The following is an 18101-nucleotide window of genomic DNA, read 5'->3' on the forward strand; positions in this document are numbered from 1 at the left end:
GAGGCCAAGCATGGCATGCGATCCGATCCGCCGGCCCGGGACCCGTTTTTTCCTGCAGGCGACCTTGCTCGTGTCGTGCCTGGGCGGTTGCGCGGCCGTGGGGCCGGACTTCACGGCGCCCGCCCCCGCGCAGCCCGCGGACTGGAACAGCTGGCGCGGCGCTCCCGAGGCCTTGCGCGATCCCGTCTCCACGGCGGCGCCATCGGAGCGCTGGTGGGAAACCTTCCAGGATGCGAGGCTGGACGCGCTGCTGGCGCAGGCACGCGAGGCGAGCCCGGACCTGCGGACCGCGGCGCTGCGTTTCGCGCAAAGCCGGCTCATGCGGCAGACCGTGGCCGCGCAGCGCGGGCCGGACGTGGGCTTGTCGGCGGGCGTGTCGCGCCAGCGCCAGAGCGAGTACGGCGCCGGCACCCGCCTGCTGGACGCGATCGCGCCCGACAACCGCGAGCAGCTCGTCTCGGTGCTGAGCGACCCGTTCACGCTGTACCAGGCGGGCTTCGACATGTCCTGGGAAATCGACTTGTGGGGCCGGGTCGCACGTTCGATCGAGGCGGCCGATGCCGACGTGGACGCATCGGCGGCGGCGCTGGCGCAGGCGCGGCTGTCGGTGGCCAGCGAGATCGCGCGCGACTATTTCGAACTGCGCGGCATCCAGGCGCAATTGCAATGGTTGCAGGAGGATATCGCCGCGGCGCGGGAGTCCCTGGACATCTTGCAGGCGCGGCGGGACGGCGGGCAGATCGATGCGCTGGACGTGTCGCGGCAACAGGCGTTGCTGGCCGACCTGACCGGCCGGCTGGCGCCGCTGCGCGCGCAGGAGGCCGCGGCGGCCAACCGCATTGGGTTCCTGGCCGGCCAGCCTCCCGGGGCGCTGCGGGACATGCTGGCGGAAACCCGGGACACGGACGCCCCCATGCCCGATTTGGCACTGGGGCTGCCTTCCGAGGTCGCGCTGCGCCGGCCCGACATACGGGCGGCCGAAGCGCGGCTGCATGCGGCCACGGCCGACATCGGCATCGCGACGGCCGACCTGTATCCGCGCATCGTGCTGGGCGCGAGTTTCGGCTACGAGTCGTTCAAGGACGGCAGGTTCGGCGAATGGGGCAGCCGGCGCTGGTCGGTCGGTCCCAGCCTGTCGTTGCCGCTGTTCGACCGGGGGCGGCGACGCTCCACCGTGGCGCTGCGCGAACTGGCGCAGCAGGAGGCGGCGGTGTCCTACCAGCAGACGGTGTTGCGGGCGTGGCAGGAGATCGACGATGCCCTGACCGGGTACGGCGCCGAACGCCGGCGCAATATCGAGCTGCGCCGCAGGCTGCGCGCCAGCAGCGACGCTCTCGAACTGGCCCGGGCCCGCCACGCCGGCGGGATGACCGATTTCCTGCCGGAACTCGACGCCCGGCGCACCTTGTCGCAAGCCAGGCGCGACCTGGCGCAGAGCGACAGTCAACTGCGTATCGGGCTGGTCGCGATCTACAAGGCCATAGGCGGGGGCGGGCAGGTGGCGCCGGGCGTCCCCGCCACTGACTGCGACATCTGTTACGAATCCGCGACCCCGCGCCCCGCGTGCGTTCCGGCCCGGCGGCGGGGTGCGGCCTTTCCATCCCCTATTGCCAGATGCCACGCGCCGCCTTAATTTGGAGCCATCGGGGCGCCCCGAGCAAGGACAAGGACCATGATCTATCGCAAACCGTCCAACGCCATGTGGATCGACGCGGTCAGGCTGCTGGAGCAGGCGGACAACCTGCACCGCCAATTCTTCCGTCCGGGCCACGGCGGCCCGCAGGGGCCCACCTGGGAACCCCCCATCGACATCTTCGAGACCGGCCGGGCGTTGTCCGTGCTGGTCGCGCTGCCCGGCGTCGCGCCCGACCAGGTCCAGGTGCTGATCGACGGGCCGACGCTTACCGTGGTGGGCGAACGCCCCTTGCCGGCGCCGGCCGAGGCCCACATCCGCCGCATAGAAATTCCCTACGGCCGCTTCGAGCGGCGCATCGCGCTGCCGCCGGGCGCGTTCGAAATCCGGGAGCACAGGATGGTGGACGGCTGCCTCCTGCTGACCCTGCTCAAGCTGGGATAGACCGGCGGCACGCCGCAACTCGAACCGGGGACAGGTAAGAAGCCATGGCAAACGAATTTCGAGACCAACAATCGGGGCAGGAACGGCAGGAGGCGCAGGGTGCGCAGCCCGCGGGCCAGGGGCCGGCGCCATCGATCGCGCTGCCGTCGGACGCGTTGACGCTGGTCCCGGTGCGCAATCTCGTGCTTTTCCCGGGATTGGTGGCGCCCATTTCCATCGGCCGCGACAGCACCGTGCGCGGCGCGCAGGAGGCCGCACGGGCCGGCCGCCAGGTGGGAGTCGTGCTGCAGCGCGACCCGGAGGCCGAGGAGCTGGGCGACGGCGACCTCCATCCCATGGGGACGGTGGCCAACGTCATGCGCTACGTGACCACGCCCGACGGCACGCACCACGTCATCTGCCAGGGCGTGCAGCGTTTCCGCATCATCGAGCTGCTGCAGGGCTATCCGTTCATGGTGGCGCGGGTCCAGCGCTTCGAGGATCCGGAGATCATGACCTCGGACATCGAGGCGCGCCTGATCCAGCTCAAGGCGCGCGCGCTGGACATCCTGCAACTGTTGCCGCAGGCGCCGGCGGAACTGGCGGGCTCCATCCAGAACATGACCTCGGCGCCGCTGCTGACGGATTTCATCGCCGGGCTGATGGAGATCCGGCCGGAGGAAAAGCAGGACGTGCTCGAGACCGTGGACGTCGTTGCCCGGGCCGACAAGGTGCTGGCCCTGATGATGCACCAGATCGAGGTGCTGCGCATCAGCCGCGACATCGACCAGCAGACCAAGGCGCGCTTCGAGGATCGCCAGCGCGAGGTCATGCTGCGCGAGCAGCTCAAGACCATCCAGCAGGAACTGGGCGAGGCCGAGGGCAACAGCGCCGAACTGGCGGAGCTGGGCGAGCGCATCGCCAAGGCCGGCATGCCGGAAGAGGCCGAGAAGCAGGCGCGCAAGGAGCTCAAGCGGCTGGAGGGCATACCCGAGGCATCGGGCGAGTACTCGATGATCCGCACCTACCTGGATTGGCTGATCGAGCTGCCCTGGTCGGTATCCACCGAGGACCGCATCGACATCGCCGAGGCCCGGCGGATCCTGGACGAGGACCACTACGGGCTCGACAAGATCAAGCGCCGCATCCTGGAGTACCTGGCCGTGCGCAAGCTCAATCCCACCGGCAAGAGTCCGGTGCTGTGCTTTGCGGGGCCGCCGGGAGTGGGCAAGACTTCGCTGGGCCAGAGCATCGCCAAGGCCACGGGACGCAAGTTCGTGCGGCTGAGCCTGGGCGGCGTGCACGACGAGGCCGAGATACGCGGCCATCGGCGCACCTACATCGGCGCGTTGCCGGGCAACGTGATCCAGGCCATCCACAAGGCCGGTTCGAACAACTGCGTGATGATGCTGGACGAGGTGGACAAGCTGGGCGCCAGCGCCCAGGGCGATCCCGCCGCGGCGCTGCTCGAGGTGCTCGATCCCGAGCAGCACGATACCTTCCGCGACAACTACCTGGGCGTGCCCTTCGATCTTTCCAGGGTGCTGTTCATCGCGACGGCCAACGTGCTCGACGGCATTCCCGGGCCGCTGCGCGACCGCATGGAAGTCATCACGCTGCCGGGCTACACCGAGGAGGAGAAGGCCCAGATCGCGCGCCGCTACCTGGTGCCGCGCCAGCTCGAGGCCAATGGCCTCGCGCCCACGCAGTGCGAGATCACCGACGCGGCCATCCACGAGGTGATCAACGGCTATACCCGCGAAGCCGGCGTGCGCAATCTCGAGCGCGAGATCGGCAGTACCTTCCGCCATGCCGCCATGAGCGTCGCCGAAGGGACGGCGCAGCACGTGCGCATCGACGTGGACGAGGTCCATGCGATCCTGGGCGCGCCACGCTTCGAAAGCGAGATCGCCATGCGTACCGGCCTGGCGGGCGTGGCTACCGGGCTGGCCTGGACGCCGGTCGGCGGCGACATCCTGTTCATCGAGGCCAGCCGCACGCCGGGCAACGGCAGGCTGATCCTGACCGGACAACTGGGCGAGGTCATGCGCGAGAGCGTGCAGGCGGCGTTGACGCTGCTCAAGGGCCGTGCGGCCTCCTTGAATGTCGATCCCGCGCTGTTCGAGCACAGCGACATCCACGTCCATGTTCCGGCGGGCGCGATTCCCAAGGACGGCCCCAGCGCCGGCGTGGCGATGTTCGTCGCGCTGACGTCGCTGATGACCAATACGCCGGTCCCCTCGGACCGGGCGATGACGGGCGAGATCAGCCTGCGCGGACTGGTCCTGCCGGTCGGGGGCATCAAGGAAAAGGTGCTGGCCGCGTTGCGGGCCGGCATCAAGACCGTGCTGTTGCCGGCGCGCAACCGCAAGGACGTCGACGACATCCCGGAGGAATCCCGCAAGCAGCTCCAGTTCATTTTCCTGGAGACGGTCGAGGACGCGATCCGCGCGGTGAGCCAGGCCGGCAAGCCGGGGGAGACGACGGCCGGCTGATGGCCTGATGTCATTCGTCGGCTGGCAGTGTCGATTCGTCGGCAGGGATTGCGGTGCCCGCATCCTGACAAATAAGATCGTTCGCGTACGACAAACGCACGGTTGCGTTCGTTTGTCGAGTTCTCGCGCATGGGACCCGTACGCACATGACGACGTATCCGCATTCCCCGACGGCCGCCGGCAACGAAGGCGCTTGCAGGCGGCCGTTCCGTCTGGACCTCCTGGCGGCGGCGACGCTGGCCGCCCTGTCGTCGCTGGCCGGTACCGTGCAGGCCCAGGTCGTCCACGACTACCGGGGCGCCGATGGCTCCTGCTGCCATGACCACAACGGCTCGGACGGCGGCAATGGCGCGGATTTCGTCGGCGCGTCCGATTCGTCGCTGAACGTCTCGGTCGGCGCCGGCACCGCGGTCTTCGTGGACGTGAGCGGCGGCCATGGCGGCGACAGCGAGGGTTCCACCGACCCGGGCGATACGAACTACAACCACTGGGGCGGCAACGGCGGGGAGGGCGCGACGCTGGGCTACAACCTGCTGGACAGCACCCTGCGCAGCGGCGGAGTCGGGCTGCGCGCCGCCTCGCATGGCGGCGACGGAGGCAGGTGGGCGATGCAGAGCGGGGGGCGGCGCTACGGCGAGGGCGGAGACGGCCACGACGCGAGCGTGGTGGTCTCGGGCACCGGCATCACGGCCGGGACCTATGGCATATGGGTCGATTCCCTGGGCGGCGCGGGCCAGGAACCCTCGATCCGCGACATCCTGCCGTCCGGCGATTCCGGGCGCGGCGGCAAGGCGGGCGCGGCCAGCGTGAACCTGAGCTATGGAACGTCCGTGACCGTGTCCGGCGGCACGGGGCAGTCGGAGACCGCCGGCGTGCTGGCCCAGTCCGTGGGGGGCCGGGGCGGGGACGGTTTTCACGGCGGCGTCGGCGGCGGACACAGCACGGCAGGGCAGGGCGGCGACACCGGCGATGTCAGCGTCAGCATCGACGGCAGCAGTTCCATCACTACCGACGGCACGGGAACGGCAGGCGTGATCGCGCGCACCCAGGGCGGCCGGGGCGGAGGCGCGGAAGGAAGCGACGAGGGCGAACCCGCCCAGGACGTGCGCGCCAATCGCGGTGGAAACGCCGGGCATGTCACCGTCTTGAACGCGGGCGCCATCACGACGCACGGCACGGCGTCCGCCGCCATCCTGGCCAGCAGCCAGGGCGGCAGGGGGGGCGATGGCGGGGCCGGCTCCTGGTCGTCAGGACATGACGGCGGCGACGGCGGGTCGGCCAGCGGCGTCACCATCGCCAATTCGGGCCGGATCGCCACCTACGGCGATTATTCCAGCGGCATCCAGGTCCGGGTCGCGGGCGGCGACGGCGGCAAGGGCGGCGATGGCGGGCTGTCGGGCCACAGCGGCAGCGGCGGTTCCGGCGGCGGCGTGGGCGCGCTGGCCTACGACATCACCAACAGCGGTTCGATCGCGATCGCCGGCGCGGGCGCCGAGGACGATGACGGGACCACGGGCACGGGATCCTTCGGCATCGTCGCCCAGGCGTCCGGCGGCGAGGGCGGCGCGGGCGCCGAGGCGGCCGGGTGGTTCGTCGTGGGCGGCAACGGCGGCGGCGGGGGCAATGGCGGCGCCGGCCGCGTGACCAATACCGGCAGCATTTCCACCACGCGCGACCAGAGCGGCGCGGTGCTCATGCAAAGCGCCGGCGGTGGCGGCGGCGTGGGCGGCGATGCCGACAGCACCGGCCTGATCGTGTCGATGGCGATAGGCGGCCGGGGCGGCGTCGCGGGCGATGGCGGCGACTTGTCGCTGACCTCGTCCGGACGGATCGCCACGCAGGGCGCGGGCTCCACCGGCGTGATGCTGCAAAGCATAGGCGGGGGCGGCGGGCACGGCGGATCGGCCAAGGCGGCCTCGGTGGGCGTGCTGGTCGGCGTCGCGCTGTCCACCGGCGGAGACGGCGGCGCGGGCGGGGCGGGCGGGCACGTCGCCATCGGGCTCGGTCCGGGCGGCTCGGTCACGACCTCGGGGGCCCTCAGCAGCGCGGTGGTCGGCCGGTCGGTCGGAGGCGGAGGCGGCAACGGCGCGTTCGCCGAGTCCGTGCAGGCGACCATCGCGCCGGAACTGGGGCCGGACATCCCGTCGGGCACGGCCAGCATCCAGGTCACGGTGGGCGGCCGCGGCGCCTCGGCGGGCAACGCCGGGGAGGTCGACATCGCCAATGCCGGCACGGTGGCCACCTCGGGGCACGAGAGCCACGGCATCTTCGCGCAAAGCAGCGGCGGCGGTGGCGGCAGCGGCGGCGTGGCGGCCGCGCCGCTGCGGCCGACGACGATAGGCGCGTCCAGCTTCACCATCAGCTACGGCGTCACGACCGGGGGCGAGGGCGGCAGCGGGGGGCACGGCGGGGCGATCTCGGTACACAACCAGGGCGGCGGCGCGATCACCACCGCCGGCGACCATGCCGTGGCCGTGCTGGCGCAGAGCGTGGGCGGCGGGGGCGGCAACGGCGGCCTCGTCCAGCAGGAGACCGAGCGTTCGTTCGAACCCGTGGTCGGGTCGCCCACCGCATTCCTGGAGACGTTGGCCAAGGTTTCCGAATGGCTGGAGGAAGCGCCCAGCTCGATCTCGTTCGGAGGGCTGAGCTACGCGCTCGATACCCGGGTCGGCGGCAACGGCGGGAGTGGCGGCAATGGCGGCAACGTCGCCGTCGCCAACGACGGCGCCATCGCGACACAGGGCCTGGCGTCGGCGGGCATCATTGCGCAAAGCATCGCCGGCAGCGGCGGGCGGTCCGGGGCCATCGGCTCGGCGGGCGCATCCAGCCTGCTGTCCGCGATCGACACCTTGCTGAAGGCCGCCAACGAAGGCGTCAGCAACGTGGTTTCCCTGGCGCCTTCGATAGGCACCAATCTGTCGGTGGGCGGGAATGCCGGCGATGGCGGGCAGGGGGGCACGGTGCAGGTGGCCAACACCGGCACGGTCTCGACCGCCGGCAAGGCCGCGGCCGCCATCCTGGCGCAAAGCGTGGGTGGCGGCGGGGGCGTGGGCACGGTCTCGGAACAGGACCTGGCCGAACTGGTGAAAGCGCACGGCGGCGACCAGGCCGCCGAGATCCTGGAGAAGATCGACCAGATCGCCGAACTCCTGGCGTCCAAGGGTATGTCCCTGACCCGCAACATCAACGTGACCGTGGGCGGCGGCGGAGGGGGCGGCGGCAATGGCGGCCTGGCCACGGTCGATGCCAGCGCGGCGGGCAGCGTGGTGGCGACGAGGGGCGACCATGCGCCCGGCATCGTGGCGCAAAGCGTGGGCGGGGGCGGTGGCAAGGCCGAGGTGTCGAGCTTCCTGGTCGGGGCCGGCGGGCTGGCCACGCCGGCCGGACAGACGGAAGCGCCGCTGACGATCACGATGGGAGGCAGCCGGACCCTGCCGGGCTTCATGTCGGAGGCGGCGGTGATGAGCGGTGGCGGCGCCTCGGTCACGACGAGACAGGTCCGTACCCAGGGCGACGATGCGCCGGCGGTGATCGCGCAGAGCGTGAGCGGCGGGGGCGGACTGGCCTCGATCAGCATCGACGGCCTGGACGCGGCGGGGCTGGGAGCCGGGCACGCGGCACAGGCGCCGGTCATTTCGCTGGGCGGGAAGATCAGCGTGGTGGGCGGGTTCTCGATTCCCCCCGTCTACGCCGGCGACGCGACGGTCACCACGACCGGCGGCAACATCGTCACGTCCGGCACGCTGTCCCATGGCGTGATGGCCCAGAGCATAGGCGGCGGAGGCGGAGCGGCGACGCTGGCCACCAGCGCCGCCGCGGCGCCGATGCTGGCGCCGGCGCAAGTGACGCTGGGCATGGATGCGTCGAACCAGGAAGCCGTGCGGACCGACGGCGGACACGTTTCCGTGACCACCGGCAAATACGACGAAGGGGCGAGCACGATCACCCATACGATGGTCCAGACCTCGGGCGACCTGGCCTTCGGCGTGCTGGCGCAAAGCGTGGGCGCGGGTGGCGGCTACGTGGGCCTGTTGAGTGGCGGGCAGGCGCAGGCCACCGCCAGCGTCGCGCTGGGAGCGCTGGGCGGCGCGGTGGGCGACGGCGGCCAGGTCGATGCGCGCGTGGCGGTCAACAGCTCCATCGACACGCGGGGCAGGAACGCCGTGGGGGTGCTGGCGCAAAGCGTGGGCGGCGGGGGTGGTATCGCCGGCCTGTCGACGGCCGCGGGCAGGACTACGCTGGCCGCGCCCGCGTCGCAGGGCTCGGGCGCGGGCGGCGCGGTCAACGTGAACGTCGAAGGCTCGGTGCTGACCGAAGGGGCGGGCGCCATCGGCGTGCTGGCGCAGAGCGTGGGTGGCGGCGGAGGCCTGGCCGGGGACCTGTCCTCGGTCAGCTACGACGACACCCTGGTCAAGGCCGTCGACGTGGCGGGGGGCGCAGGCAATGGCGGCGCGGTCGACGTGCAGGTGGGCGTCATGGTCGCCACGCAGGGCCGGAACGCGCCTGCCATCGCCGCGCTCAGCCTGGGCGGCGGCGCCGTCTTCTCGGAAGCCGGCATCCAGGTTCGGAGCAGCGGCGGCGGAACGGGCAGCGCGGGTGGGGCAATCAACATCGGGCTGGGCACGGGTTCCCTGGTCACCGCGCAGGGCGGCGGCGCGCCGGCCATCCTGGCCGTGAGCGCCGGCAGCGCGGCGCAGGACAGCGGCGGTGCCGTCACTATAGGCGTGGGCACATCGTCCGCCGTCTACGCGGACGTTGCCAGTGGCACGGCGATCCGGACGGTCACCGACAACGCCACCTCGGTCTCCAACCAGGGCCTGATAGCCGGCGCGACCGCGATCGATGCCTCCGGCCGGGTGGCCGTGGACAACTACGGCTTGTTCATCGGCAGCGTCACGAGCGGCGACGCTGCCCGAGGTACTTTCGTCAATCACCCGGGCGCGGTGCTGGCCAGCGGCCAGCGGCTGGACGCCTCCCTGGTCAACCAGGGGGTGTTCAACCCGGGAGGTCCGGTCGACCAGCGTGGTTCGTACCAGACGACGTTCATGCAGGGTTTCACGCAAGGCCCGGGAGGCGTCTTCCAGGCCGACGTCGATTTCAGCGCGGGCGGACTGGCCGACGTGATCGGCGTGAGCGGGCCGGCGCAACTGGGCGGCAGCCTGCTGGTGCTGGGGCACAACCTGGCCGGCGGCCAGCCCATGCTGATCGCCCAATTCAATACCACGCCGACGGGCTCGTTCAGCCTTGCGGGGCAATCGCCGGTCGTGAACTACGACGTGTCGCTGACCAGCGACGGCCAGCTATGGGTCACGCCCCAGGCGAATTTTCGTCCGCAGAACCTGGGCCTGACCGCCAACCAGGCCAGCATCGCCGGCTACCTGCAAACCCTGTGGGACCGGGGTGATCGCGGCCTGACGACGCTGTTCGATCCCTTCGCGCGGCTGGAAGGTACGGATGCGTATGTGAAAGCGCTGGGCGCGGTGGCCTCCGACGCGGCGCTGAGCCGCGCGAGCAACCGCACCTACGAACTTCACTCGGCGCTGGACCGGATGATGAGCTGCCCCCACTTCAGCGATCGAAGCGTCCAGCTGGCCGAGGGCGAATGCGCGTGGGCGCGTGTGATAGGCGGCCGCTTCGACCGTTCGGCGTCCGCCGACGGCGCAGGCTACGACAACCGGCAGACCACGGTGCAGTTCGGCGTGCAGCGCCAACTGGCGCCGGACTGGTTCCTGGGGGCCTCGGCCAGCTACAGCCGCACCAATACCTATTCCGCGGACAACACCGTGCGCATCGCCAGCGACAGCTTCCATGCCGGCCTGACGCTGAAGCGGCAGACGGGGGCCTGGCAGTTCGCCGGCGCGCTGATGGGGGGCTACGAGGAATCGGACCAGGCGCGAAGCATCGTGCTGCCGGGCATGGCCGCGCGAGCGACCAGCAAGCCCGATTCCTACCAGCTGGCGGCGCGTGCCCGGGCCGCCTATCAGTTCTCGTTCGGCGACTGGTACGCCAAGCCGTATGCGGACCTGGACCTCATCTACGATCGCACGCCGGGATACAGGGAGTCGGGCGCGGGCCTCTTCGACCTGGTGCACGACGCCAGCGACCGGTGGAGCGCGGTGCTGACGCCCAGCATCGAGTTCGGCGGCAAGGTCAGTATGGGCAAGGCGGTCGCGCGTCCCTATCTTGCGCTGGGCGTGGGGCTGGTGGCGGGGCGCAAGGTGTCGACCGATGTGCGGCTGGCGGTGGCGCCGCAGGATGCGTTCACGTTGTCGACCCGTGTGCCGGGGGTATTCGGCAGCGCGACGGCCGGCATCGAGGTGATGTCGGCCGATGCGTGGTCGCTGCGGGCGGAGTACGGGATCCAGGCGGGCGAGCATCTGGTGGCGCAGACGGCCAGCCTGAAGCTGGGGGTGCGGTTCTAGGGGTTGGGTTGAATTGGGTTCTTTACCCGGTCTTGTCCGGGGTGCCGGGACCGGCTTCGCTGCGCCCCAACGCGAGCCGCCCCACCGCACCGATCAAGGACGGTTCAAGAACCTGATCCCTGCCATTCACGACCGTCGATTCCACCTAAAGCAGCGTCTGCCCCCCATCGATCACGATGGTCGAACCGGTCACGAACGCCGAGGCGTCGGAGGCCAGCCAGACCACGATCTCCTTCAATTCCTCGGGCCGCCCGATCCGGCCCAGCGGCACGTTCCTGACAAAGGCGGCGTGCTTGGCCGGATCGCTCATTTCCCCTTCAGTCAGTGGCGTCAGGAAACGCCCCGGCGCCAGGGTGTTGACGCGGATGCCCTGCGGCGCCCACTCCATGGCCAGCGCGCGCGAGAAGTTGATCATGGCCGCCTTGGCCGCGCTGTAGGGGGAGTTGTTGGGCCGGCCGCGCAGGCCGGCGGCCGAGGCGATGTTGATGATGGAGCCGCGGCCTTGCGCGTGCATGGCCCGTCCCGCCGCGCGGCAGACATAGAAGGTCGAGTCCAGGTTGGCGCCGATCAGGCGCTTCCATTCATCGTCGGCCAGTTCCAGCACGGGTTTGCGCTGGCTGCCCCCGGCCGAGTGCACCAGGATGTCCAGCGTGCCGAATTCCTCGAGCACGGCCGAGACGGCGCGGTCGACCTGCGCGGAATCGGTCGCGTCGGCGGCCAGCGGCAGGGCGCGGGCGCCGGTCGCGCGGATTTCCTCGCAGGCCGATTCGACGTCCCGTGCCGTGCGTGCCAGCAGCGCCACGTTGGCGCCGGCCTGCGCCAGTCCCATCGCGATGGCCCGGCCCAGGCCCTTGCCGGCGCCCGTGACCAGCGCGGTGCGGCCGTCCAGCCGCATGGTGTTCCACAGGGAAGCGTTCATGGGCGGGTCCTAGTTGAAGACGATGTGGGCCTGCTTGATGACGTCGGTCCAGCGCGCCAGGTCGCGTTTCAGGAAGTCCGCGGCCTGTTCGGGCGTGCCCCCGACGATCTCGGCGCCGAGATCCTTCAGGCGCTGGCGGATGTCCGGCTGCTGCAGCCCGGCGTTGACCGCCTCGTTCAGCTTGTCGACGATCTTGCGCGGGGTGCCGGCCGGCGCGAACATCATGTACCAGGCGCCGATCTCGTAGCCTTTCAATCCCGCCTCGTCCACGGTCGGGACCTGCGGCAGCAGGGCCGAGCGCGAGCGGGACGTGACCGCGAGCGCGCGCAACTGGCCGCCGTTGATCAGGGGCAGCAGCGCCGGCATGTTCTCGAAGGCCAGCTGCACGCGGCCGCCCACCAGGTCGACCAGCGCCGGCGCCGTGCCCTTGTACGGCACGTGCGTCATGTCCACGTGGCCCATCAGCTTGAACAGTTCGCCGCCCAGGTGGGACGATGAACCGTTGCCGACGGACGAGAACGCCAGCTTGCCCGGATTGGCCTTGGCGTAGGCCAGCAGCTCGGGCACGGACTTGACCGGCAGCGACGGGTTGACGACGAGCACATTGGGGACGATGGCCACGAAGGCGATGGGCGTCAGGTCCTTGATGGGGTCGTAGCGCAGGTCGGGGAACATGCTGGGCGCGGTGGAGTACGAAGGCATGCTGCCCAGCGTGATCGTGTAGCCGTCGGCGGGCGACTGGGCAACGTGGGCGGTGCCTATCGTGCCCGAGGCGCCGGGGCGGTTCTCGATCACGACGGGCTGACCGAAGCGCTGGGAGATGGCCTGGCCCAGCGCGCGGGCCAGGATGTCGTTGGCGCCGCCGGGCGTCCACGCGCTGATCAGGCGGATGGGCTTGGCCGGGTAGTCCTGGGCGGCGGCGCAGGCCGCGGCCGTCATCAGGCCAACGGCGGCCGCGATGCGTAGGGAGGATTTCATGAGGGATCCTGTCGCGTGGAGGCGGTCAAGCCGGCGTGATTTCGAAGGTGCACAAGGTCTCGACCGGCGCGGTGTAGATCAGGTCCGGCACGCTCAGGCTGGCGCGGGCCATGGCGGCGCGTTCCGGGCCGAACACCTCGACGAACAGGTCGGACGCGCCGTTGGACACATAGGGTGCGCGCTCGAAGCCCGGCGCACCGTTCACGTACACCACCAGTTGCACGACCCGCACGATGCGATCGAGGTCCTTGAGCACCGCCTTCGCCTGGGCCAGGTGGTTGATCGCGCACAGTCGGGCCGACTGGTAGGCCTCTTCCACCGTGACCTTGTCGCCGACCTTGCCCAGGTAGGGAAAGTCGCCGTTGGTGTGGCCCAGGGTGCCCTGGCAGAAGAACAGGCCGCCGGCGGCCACGCCGGGGACCAGGGCCGGGTTTGCCTTGATGACGGGCGCGTCGGGCAGCGTGATGCCCAGTTCCTTCAGGCGGTTTTCGATCGCGGACATGGTGCTTGCTTCCTTGTCATTCGAGAGAGATGTTGGCGGCCTTGATGGCGTCGCGCCAATAGGTGAATTCGGAGCGCCAGAACCGGTCGAGTTCGGCGGTGTTCATGGGCGAGGGGACGGCACCGAGCTCCTTGAGCTTGGCCACCGTTTCCGGATCCCGGGCGGCGGCCAGCACGGCCGACTCCAGGCGGGCCAGCACGGCGGGCGGGACGCCGGCACGGGTGAAGATGGAGATCCAGCTCGAGTTCTTGAACGCGGGCAGGCCGGACTCGGCGATGGTCGGCACGTCGGGCAGCACGGCGATACGCTCTTCCGTGGTCACCCCCAGTGCCGTGACCTGTCCCGCCTTGATCAGGCTGATCGGACCGGTCACGTTGTCGAACACGGCGGTGATGTTGCCGGCCAGCAGGTCCTGGATGGCCGGCGCGGCGCCCTTGTAGGGCACGTGCGTCATCTGGATGCCGGCCATCTTGGCCAGCAGTTCGCCCGACAGGTGCTGCACGCCGCCGGCGCCGCCCGTGCCGAAGGTCACCTTGCCGGGATTGGCCTTGGCCCAGGCGATGAATTCCTGCAGATTGCGCGCGGGCACGTTCTTGTTCAGGATGATCACGTTGGGCAGCTTGCCCACCATGGCGACCGGTTGCAGGTCCTTGATGGGATCGTATTGCAGGTTCTTCTGTGTCAGCGGGTTGATGACCGCCGTGGTCACGATGTTCACCAGCACCGTATAGCCGTCGGGTTCGGCGCGCGCCACTTCGGCGGTGCCGATGGCGCCGGAGGCGCCGGGACGATTGATGACGACCACCGGCTTGCCGAGCTCGGTGGACATCTTCTGCGCGATCATCCGGCCCACGACGTCGGTCGAGCCGCCGGGCGCGAAGCCGATCACCAGCTTCAGCGGCCGGTCGGGAAAGGGCGCCTGCGCCAGGGCGGGCGTGCCGGCGCAGGCCAGCGTCGACAGCGTGGCGGCCAGCAGGGCGCGCCGGATGCGGGGGTGGCTGGTGCTCATGGAAACCTCCGGGTGGGAAGGGAATCAGCGCCTGATGGCGGCGCGCACGTGGGCGATGGCTTCCTGGCGCGTGCCTATCCAGATGTCGTCCGCGGCCTTGGCCTTTTCGATCAGTTGTTCGAACACATGGATGCCGGTGATGCGGCCGAACACGTGGGCGTGGATGGACGGGTCGATGCGCACGGCGCCTTTCTCGCGGGTGCGTACGTAGTCCAGCCAGTCATCGAACATCTCGACCATCATCCGCGGCGAATTGCCGTAGCGGATGTACATGGGCGTGTCGTTCAACTCCATGCCGCCTGGGAACGCGGCGATCTCGCGGTCGCCGAAGCGGACCAGGTAGGGCAGGTCGTCGTTCATGGTGTCGCCGTGCCATTGGTAGCCGGCCTCGGCCAGCAGGCGGGCGGTGCGCGGGCTGGGCGTGGCGCGCGGGCTGATCCAGCCCTGCGGCCGGCGGCCGGTGGCCTGTTCGAACAGCGCCGTGGTGCGCGCCAGGTTGGCGCGTTCCTGTTCCTCGTCCAGGTAGGCGGGGATCACGTCCATGCCGTACGAATGGGCGACGATCTCATGCCCTGCATCCGCGATGCGGCGCACCACGTCGGGATAGCGCTCGGCCAGCACGCCGCAGATGATCATCGTGCTGCGGATGTCATGCTGTTCCAGGATGTCCAGGATGCGATGAATGCCGCGGCGCATGCCGTATTCCACCCACCCCAGCGCGTTCAGGTCCGGCACGCCGGGCTTGAGCGGATTGCCCATCGGCCCCAGCGAGGGCCAGGCGCCGTCCGACCACCCTTCGCAGGCGACGCGGAAGAACACGGCGATGCGCTTGCCGCCGGGCCAGAGGAAATCGGGAGGCAGGAGGTATTCCTGGCCTCCGGCATGGACGTCTAGGGTGGGTGCGGGCATGGGATGGTCCTTGCGATGGCGGGGAGGTGGCGGCCGGGAAGGTGATCAGACTTCAGCCACGCATTCGATCTCGAGCAGGAAGTCCTTGCGCGGCAGACGGGCCTCGACGGTGGTGCGGGCGGGCCATTGCATGGAGTCGTTGCCGAAGAACTCGCGGTAGATCTCGTTCATCTCGTCGAAGTCGGCACGGCGGTCCAGGAAGATGTTGACCTTCACCACCTTTTCCAGGCTGGAGCCGGCTTCTTCCAGGATGTTCTTCAGGTTGGTCAGGCATTGCCGCATCTGTGCCGGAAAGTCGCCCTTGGCCAGCTGCATTTCGCCGAAGTAGGCGGGGCAGCCCGACACGAAGACGAGGTTGCCGGTGCGCACGGCGTGGGCGTGGGGCGCCTTGGTGCGGGTGACGTTGGGGCTGTAGATGACGGTCTTGGTCATGGCGGAGATCTCCGTGTTCGATGGATCCAGGGGTGGAGGAGGCGGCGGGCGCGGGGCCCGCCGCGAAAAGGTGGTCGTTGTCCTTCAGGCGGCGCGGCGGCCTGCGCCCACGGGTGCGAGGAAGCCGGCATCCAGTTCGTCCAGCGTGTTGACGCCCAGCATGGCCATGCCGCGGTCCACTTCGTCGCCCAGCAGCCGGACGGCATGGCGAACGCCCGCAGCGCCCGCCACCGCCATCGCGTAGTTGAAGGGGCGGCCGACGAACACGCAGCGGGCACCCAGCGCCAGCGCCTTGAGCACGTCGGTGCCGCGGCGCACGCCGCCGTCCATCATGACCGCCAGGCCGCCCGCCGCCTCGACGATGGCGGGCAGGACGCGCAGCGGCGACACCGCGCCGTCCAGTTGCCGGCCGCCGTGGTTGGACACGATGACGCCGTCCACGCCCAGTTCGCGGGCGCGCGCGGCATCGGCGGGATGCAGGATGCCCTTGAGCACCAGGTGCCCCTGCCAGCGCCGGCGGATGCGCGCCACGTGTTCCCAGTTCAGGTGGTCGCGCGCGGTGAAGTCGCGCATGACGCGGGAGGACAGGATGGGGGCGCCGCGCGTGGCGAACGAGTTCTCGAAATGCGGCATGCCGTGGCGGGCCAGCGTGCGCAGGAAGGTGCCGCACAGCCAGCGCGGATGGCTCACGCCGTCCCAGGCCAGCCTCAGGCTGGGGCGCAGCGGCGTGGAGAAACCCGTGCGCAGGTTGTTCTCGCGATTGGCCATGACGGGGATGTCCACGGTCAGCACCAGGGTGCGGTAGCCGGCCTGCGCCACGCGGTCGATCAGTGGATCGATGCGCGCGGCATCGCCGGGCAGGTAGGCCTGGAACCAGGTGCCGGGCGCATGCGGGGCGACGTCTTCGAGCGGGATCAGCGAACTGCCGCTCATGATCGACGGCATGTCCGCCTCGGCCGCGCCGGCGGCCAGCACGATGTCGCCCCGGTAGGCGGACAGCGCATTGATGCCCATGGGGGCGATGCCGAAGGGGCGCGCGTAGCGCGTGCCGAACAGCGTGATCGACTGGCTGCGCCGGGACACGTCGACCAGGGTGCGGGGAACGAAGCCGTATTCGGCGAAGGCCGAGGCGTTGTCGCGCAGCGAACTGTTGCGCTCGGCGGCGCCGGCGACGTAGCCGAAGATGGGACGGGGCAGGCGCCGCCGGGCCAGATCCTCGAAGTCGTCCAGGCACAGGGCCTCGCGCAGGATGCGCGGCTCGTCCAGCCCGGCCGGCCGGGAGGACGGCTGGGCCGGAGCTGTGCCCAAAGGCAGGGACGTAGGCGTGGGGTCGGCGTTGGCGCTCATCGGGATCGCGGCGTGCGGTAGTTCCAGTCGAACGCCACTCTACGGACCCTGCTTGTATGAAGAAAGCGATAAAATCCCAATAAGCTATTTCGCTTTTTGGAAAATAGGTCCGCCCGCCACGCCATGACGCTCAAGCAACTCGAGGCCTTCTACTGGGCGGCTACCTGCGCCAGCTTCGCCATCGCGGCGGAGCGCCTGCACCTGTCCATCTCCTCGCTGTCCAAGCGCATCAACGAACTCGAACAGTCGCTGGGCGTGGGCCTGTTCGACCGTTCCGGCCACAGGGCGGAGCTGAGCGAGGCGGGGCGCAGACTGGTTCCCCGGGCATGGAACCTGTTGCAGGAGGCCGAAGCCGTGCGGCGCTGCGTGGCGGTGGATACCGGCTTGACCGGCCGGTGCCGCATAGGCGTGGGCGAGCTGACGGCGCTGACCTGGCTGCCCCGGCTGCTGAAGCTGGCGCGGCGCGAGCATCCCGACCTCGTGGTCGAGCCCATGGTGGAGGTGGGCGCGGCCCTGGAGCACGGACTGGAAAGCGGCCAGCTCGACTGCGCCGTGATCGCCGGTCGCTCGCCCCGCCCGGACATCTGTTCCGAACGCATAGGAGAGGCCCGTTTCTCGTGGGTGATCGCCTCGGATACCGAGCCCGCGGCAAGCGCGATGAGCGATCGCCTGCTGGACGCCCATCCCCTGATCACGCTGGCGCTGGGCGCCGGCACCACGAGGTTGCTGGACGACTGGTTGAACGACAGCGGACTGGATGTCCGCCAGCGCCTGATCTGCAACAACTGGGGGGCCATCGCCGGCTTGGTCAGCGAAGGGGTGGGCGTGGGGATGCTGCCCGCCGCCTGGGCCGCCGAGCTGGCCAGGCGCGGCCGCATACGGGTGCTCAAGAGCTCGCCCGCGCTGGGGCCCTTGCCCTATTCGTTCCGCTGGCGGCGGGACGATACGCGGCCGGTGGTGCCCGGCATGCTGGCCATCGCCCGCCAGGCCATCGACTTCTCGGCACGGAACCGGCTGCTGTAGGAACAGGCC

Annotated in this window: 12 protein-coding genes; 5 read left to right on the forward strand and 7 right to left on the reverse strand. The window is 70.2% G+C overall.

Annotated elements, in window-relative coordinates:
- The first annotated feature begins 10 nt into the window (after window positions 1-10).
- The 4 genes from R4823_RS07535 to R4823_RS07550 all read left to right on the forward strand — a co-directional run bounded on the left by R4823_RS07535 (window position 11) and on the right by R4823_RS07550 (window position 10973).
- Complete coding sequence (locus R4823_RS07535) at window positions 11-1633, forward strand: efflux transporter outer membrane subunit (protein ID WP_087839881.1); 1623 nt, start codon at window positions 11-13, stop codon at window positions 1631-1633.
- 39 nt (window positions 1634-1672) lie between these two features.
- Window positions 1673-2077, forward strand: coding sequence for an Hsp20/alpha crystallin family protein (locus tag R4823_RS07540; protein ID WP_087839880.1), 405 nt, complete (start codon window positions 1673-1675; stop codon window positions 2075-2077).
- A gap of 44 nt (window positions 2078-2121) precedes the next feature.
- Window positions 2122-4551, forward strand: a complete 2430-nt coding sequence (gene lon, locus R4823_RS07545; protein WP_338618152.1) for an endopeptidase La — start codon at window positions 2122-2124, stop codon at window positions 4549-4551.
- A gap of 146 nt (window positions 4552-4697) precedes the next feature.
- Entirely contained in the window at window positions 4698-10973 is a 6276-nt protein-coding gene (locus tag R4823_RS07550) for an autotransporter outer membrane beta-barrel domain-containing protein (RefSeq protein WP_087839878.1), read from the forward strand.
- 145 nt (window positions 10974-11118) lie between these two features.
- Here the strand turns inward: R4823_RS07550 and R4823_RS07555 are convergent, their stop codons facing one another.
- The 7 genes from R4823_RS07555 to R4823_RS07585 all read right to left on the reverse strand — a co-directional run bounded on the left by R4823_RS07555 (window position 11119) and on the right by R4823_RS07585 (window position 17069).
- On the reverse strand, window positions 11119-11892 hold the full coding sequence (locus R4823_RS07555) for an SDR family NAD(P)-dependent oxidoreductase (protein WP_087839877.1): 774 nt from the start codon (window positions 11890-11892) through the stop codon (window positions 11119-11121).
- Between the two features lie 9 nt (window positions 11893-11901).
- Entirely contained in the window at window positions 11902-12870 is a 969-nt protein-coding gene (locus R4823_RS07560) for a tripartite tricarboxylate transporter substrate binding protein (protein WP_087839876.1), read from the reverse strand.
- Between the two features lie 25 nt (window positions 12871-12895).
- Window positions 12896-13372 carry a RidA family protein gene (locus R4823_RS07565; RefSeq protein ID WP_087839875.1) on the reverse strand — a complete coding sequence of 159 codons (477 nt, stop codon included), beginning with the start codon at window positions 13370-13372 and terminating at the stop codon, window positions 12896-12898.
- A 16-nt stretch (window positions 13373-13388) separates the two neighbouring features.
- On the reverse strand, window positions 13389-14381 hold the full coding sequence (locus R4823_RS07570; protein WP_087839874.1) for a tripartite tricarboxylate transporter substrate binding protein: 993 nt from the start codon (window positions 14379-14381) through the stop codon (window positions 13389-13391).
- Between the two features lie 24 nt (window positions 14382-14405).
- On the reverse strand, window positions 14406-15290 hold the full coding sequence (locus R4823_RS07575) for a polysaccharide deacetylase family protein (RefSeq protein ID WP_087839873.1): 885 nt from the start codon (window positions 15288-15290) through the stop codon (window positions 14406-14408).
- Between the two features lie 45 nt (window positions 15291-15335).
- Window positions 15336-15722, reverse strand: coding sequence for a RidA family protein (locus R4823_RS07580; RefSeq protein ID WP_087839872.1), 387 nt, complete (start codon window positions 15720-15722; stop codon window positions 15336-15338).
- An 84-nt stretch (window positions 15723-15806) separates the two neighbouring features.
- Complete coding sequence (locus R4823_RS07585) at window positions 15807-17069, reverse strand: alpha-hydroxy acid oxidase (protein WP_087839871.1); 1263 nt, start codon at window positions 17067-17069, stop codon at window positions 15807-15809.
- A 123-nt stretch (window positions 17070-17192) separates the two neighbouring features.
- Between R4823_RS07585 and R4823_RS07590 the strand changes: the two genes are divergently transcribed.
- A complete protein-coding gene (locus tag R4823_RS07590) occupies window positions 17193-18092 on the forward strand; it encodes a LysR family transcriptional regulator (protein WP_087839870.1) in 900 nt (299 codons plus the stop codon).
- Window positions 18093-18101 lie beyond the last annotated feature (9 nt).

It is taken from the genome of Pigmentiphaga sp. CHJ604, assembly GCF_036972535.1.
Taxonomy (GTDB): Bacteria; Pseudomonadota; Gammaproteobacteria; order Burkholderiales; family Burkholderiaceae_B; genus Pigmentiphaga; species Pigmentiphaga daeguensis.

Coding starts and splice junctions, on each gene's coding strand:
- R4823_RS07570 (WP_087839874.1), bottom strand. CDS start 14,381: ATGAGCACCAGCCACCCCCGCATCCGGCGCGCCCTGCTGGCCGCCACG.
- R4823_RS07555 (WP_087839877.1), bottom strand. CDS start 11,892: ATGAACGCTTCCCTGTGGAACACCATGCGGCTGGACGGCCGCACCGCG.
- R4823_RS07590 (WP_087839870.1), top strand. CDS start 17,193: ATGACGCTCAAGCAACTCGAGGCCTTCTACTGGGCGGCTACCTGCGCC.
- R4823_RS07535 (WP_087839881.1), top strand. CDS start 11: ATGGCATGCGATCCGATCCGCCGGCCCGGGACCCGTTTTTTCCTGCAG.
- R4823_RS07580 (WP_087839872.1), bottom strand. CDS start 15,722: ATGACCAAGACCGTCATCTACAGCCCCAACGTCACCCGCACCAAGGCG.
- R4823_RS07585 (WP_087839871.1), bottom strand. CDS start 17,069: ATGAGCGCCAACGCCGACCCCACGCCTACGTCCCTGCCTTTGGGCACA.
- R4823_RS07550 (WP_087839878.1), top strand. CDS start 4,698: ATGACGACGTATCCGCATTCCCCGACGGCCGCCGGCAACGAAGGCGCT.
- R4823_RS07540 (WP_087839880.1), top strand. CDS start 1,673: ATGATCTATCGCAAACCGTCCAACGCCATGTGGATCGACGCGGTCAGG.
- lon (WP_338618152.1), top strand. CDS start 2,122: ATGGCAAACGAATTTCGAGACCAACAATCGGGGCAGGAACGGCAGGAG.
- R4823_RS07560 (WP_087839876.1), bottom strand. CDS start 12,870: ATGAAATCCTCCCTACGCATCGCGGCCGCCGTTGGCCTGATGACGGCC.
- R4823_RS07565 (WP_087839875.1), bottom strand. CDS start 13,372: ATGTCCGCGATCGAAAACCGCCTGAAGGAACTGGGCATCACGCTGCCC.
- R4823_RS07575 (WP_087839873.1), bottom strand. CDS start 15,290: ATGCCCGCACCCACCCTAGACGTCCATGCCGGAGGCCAGGAATACCTC.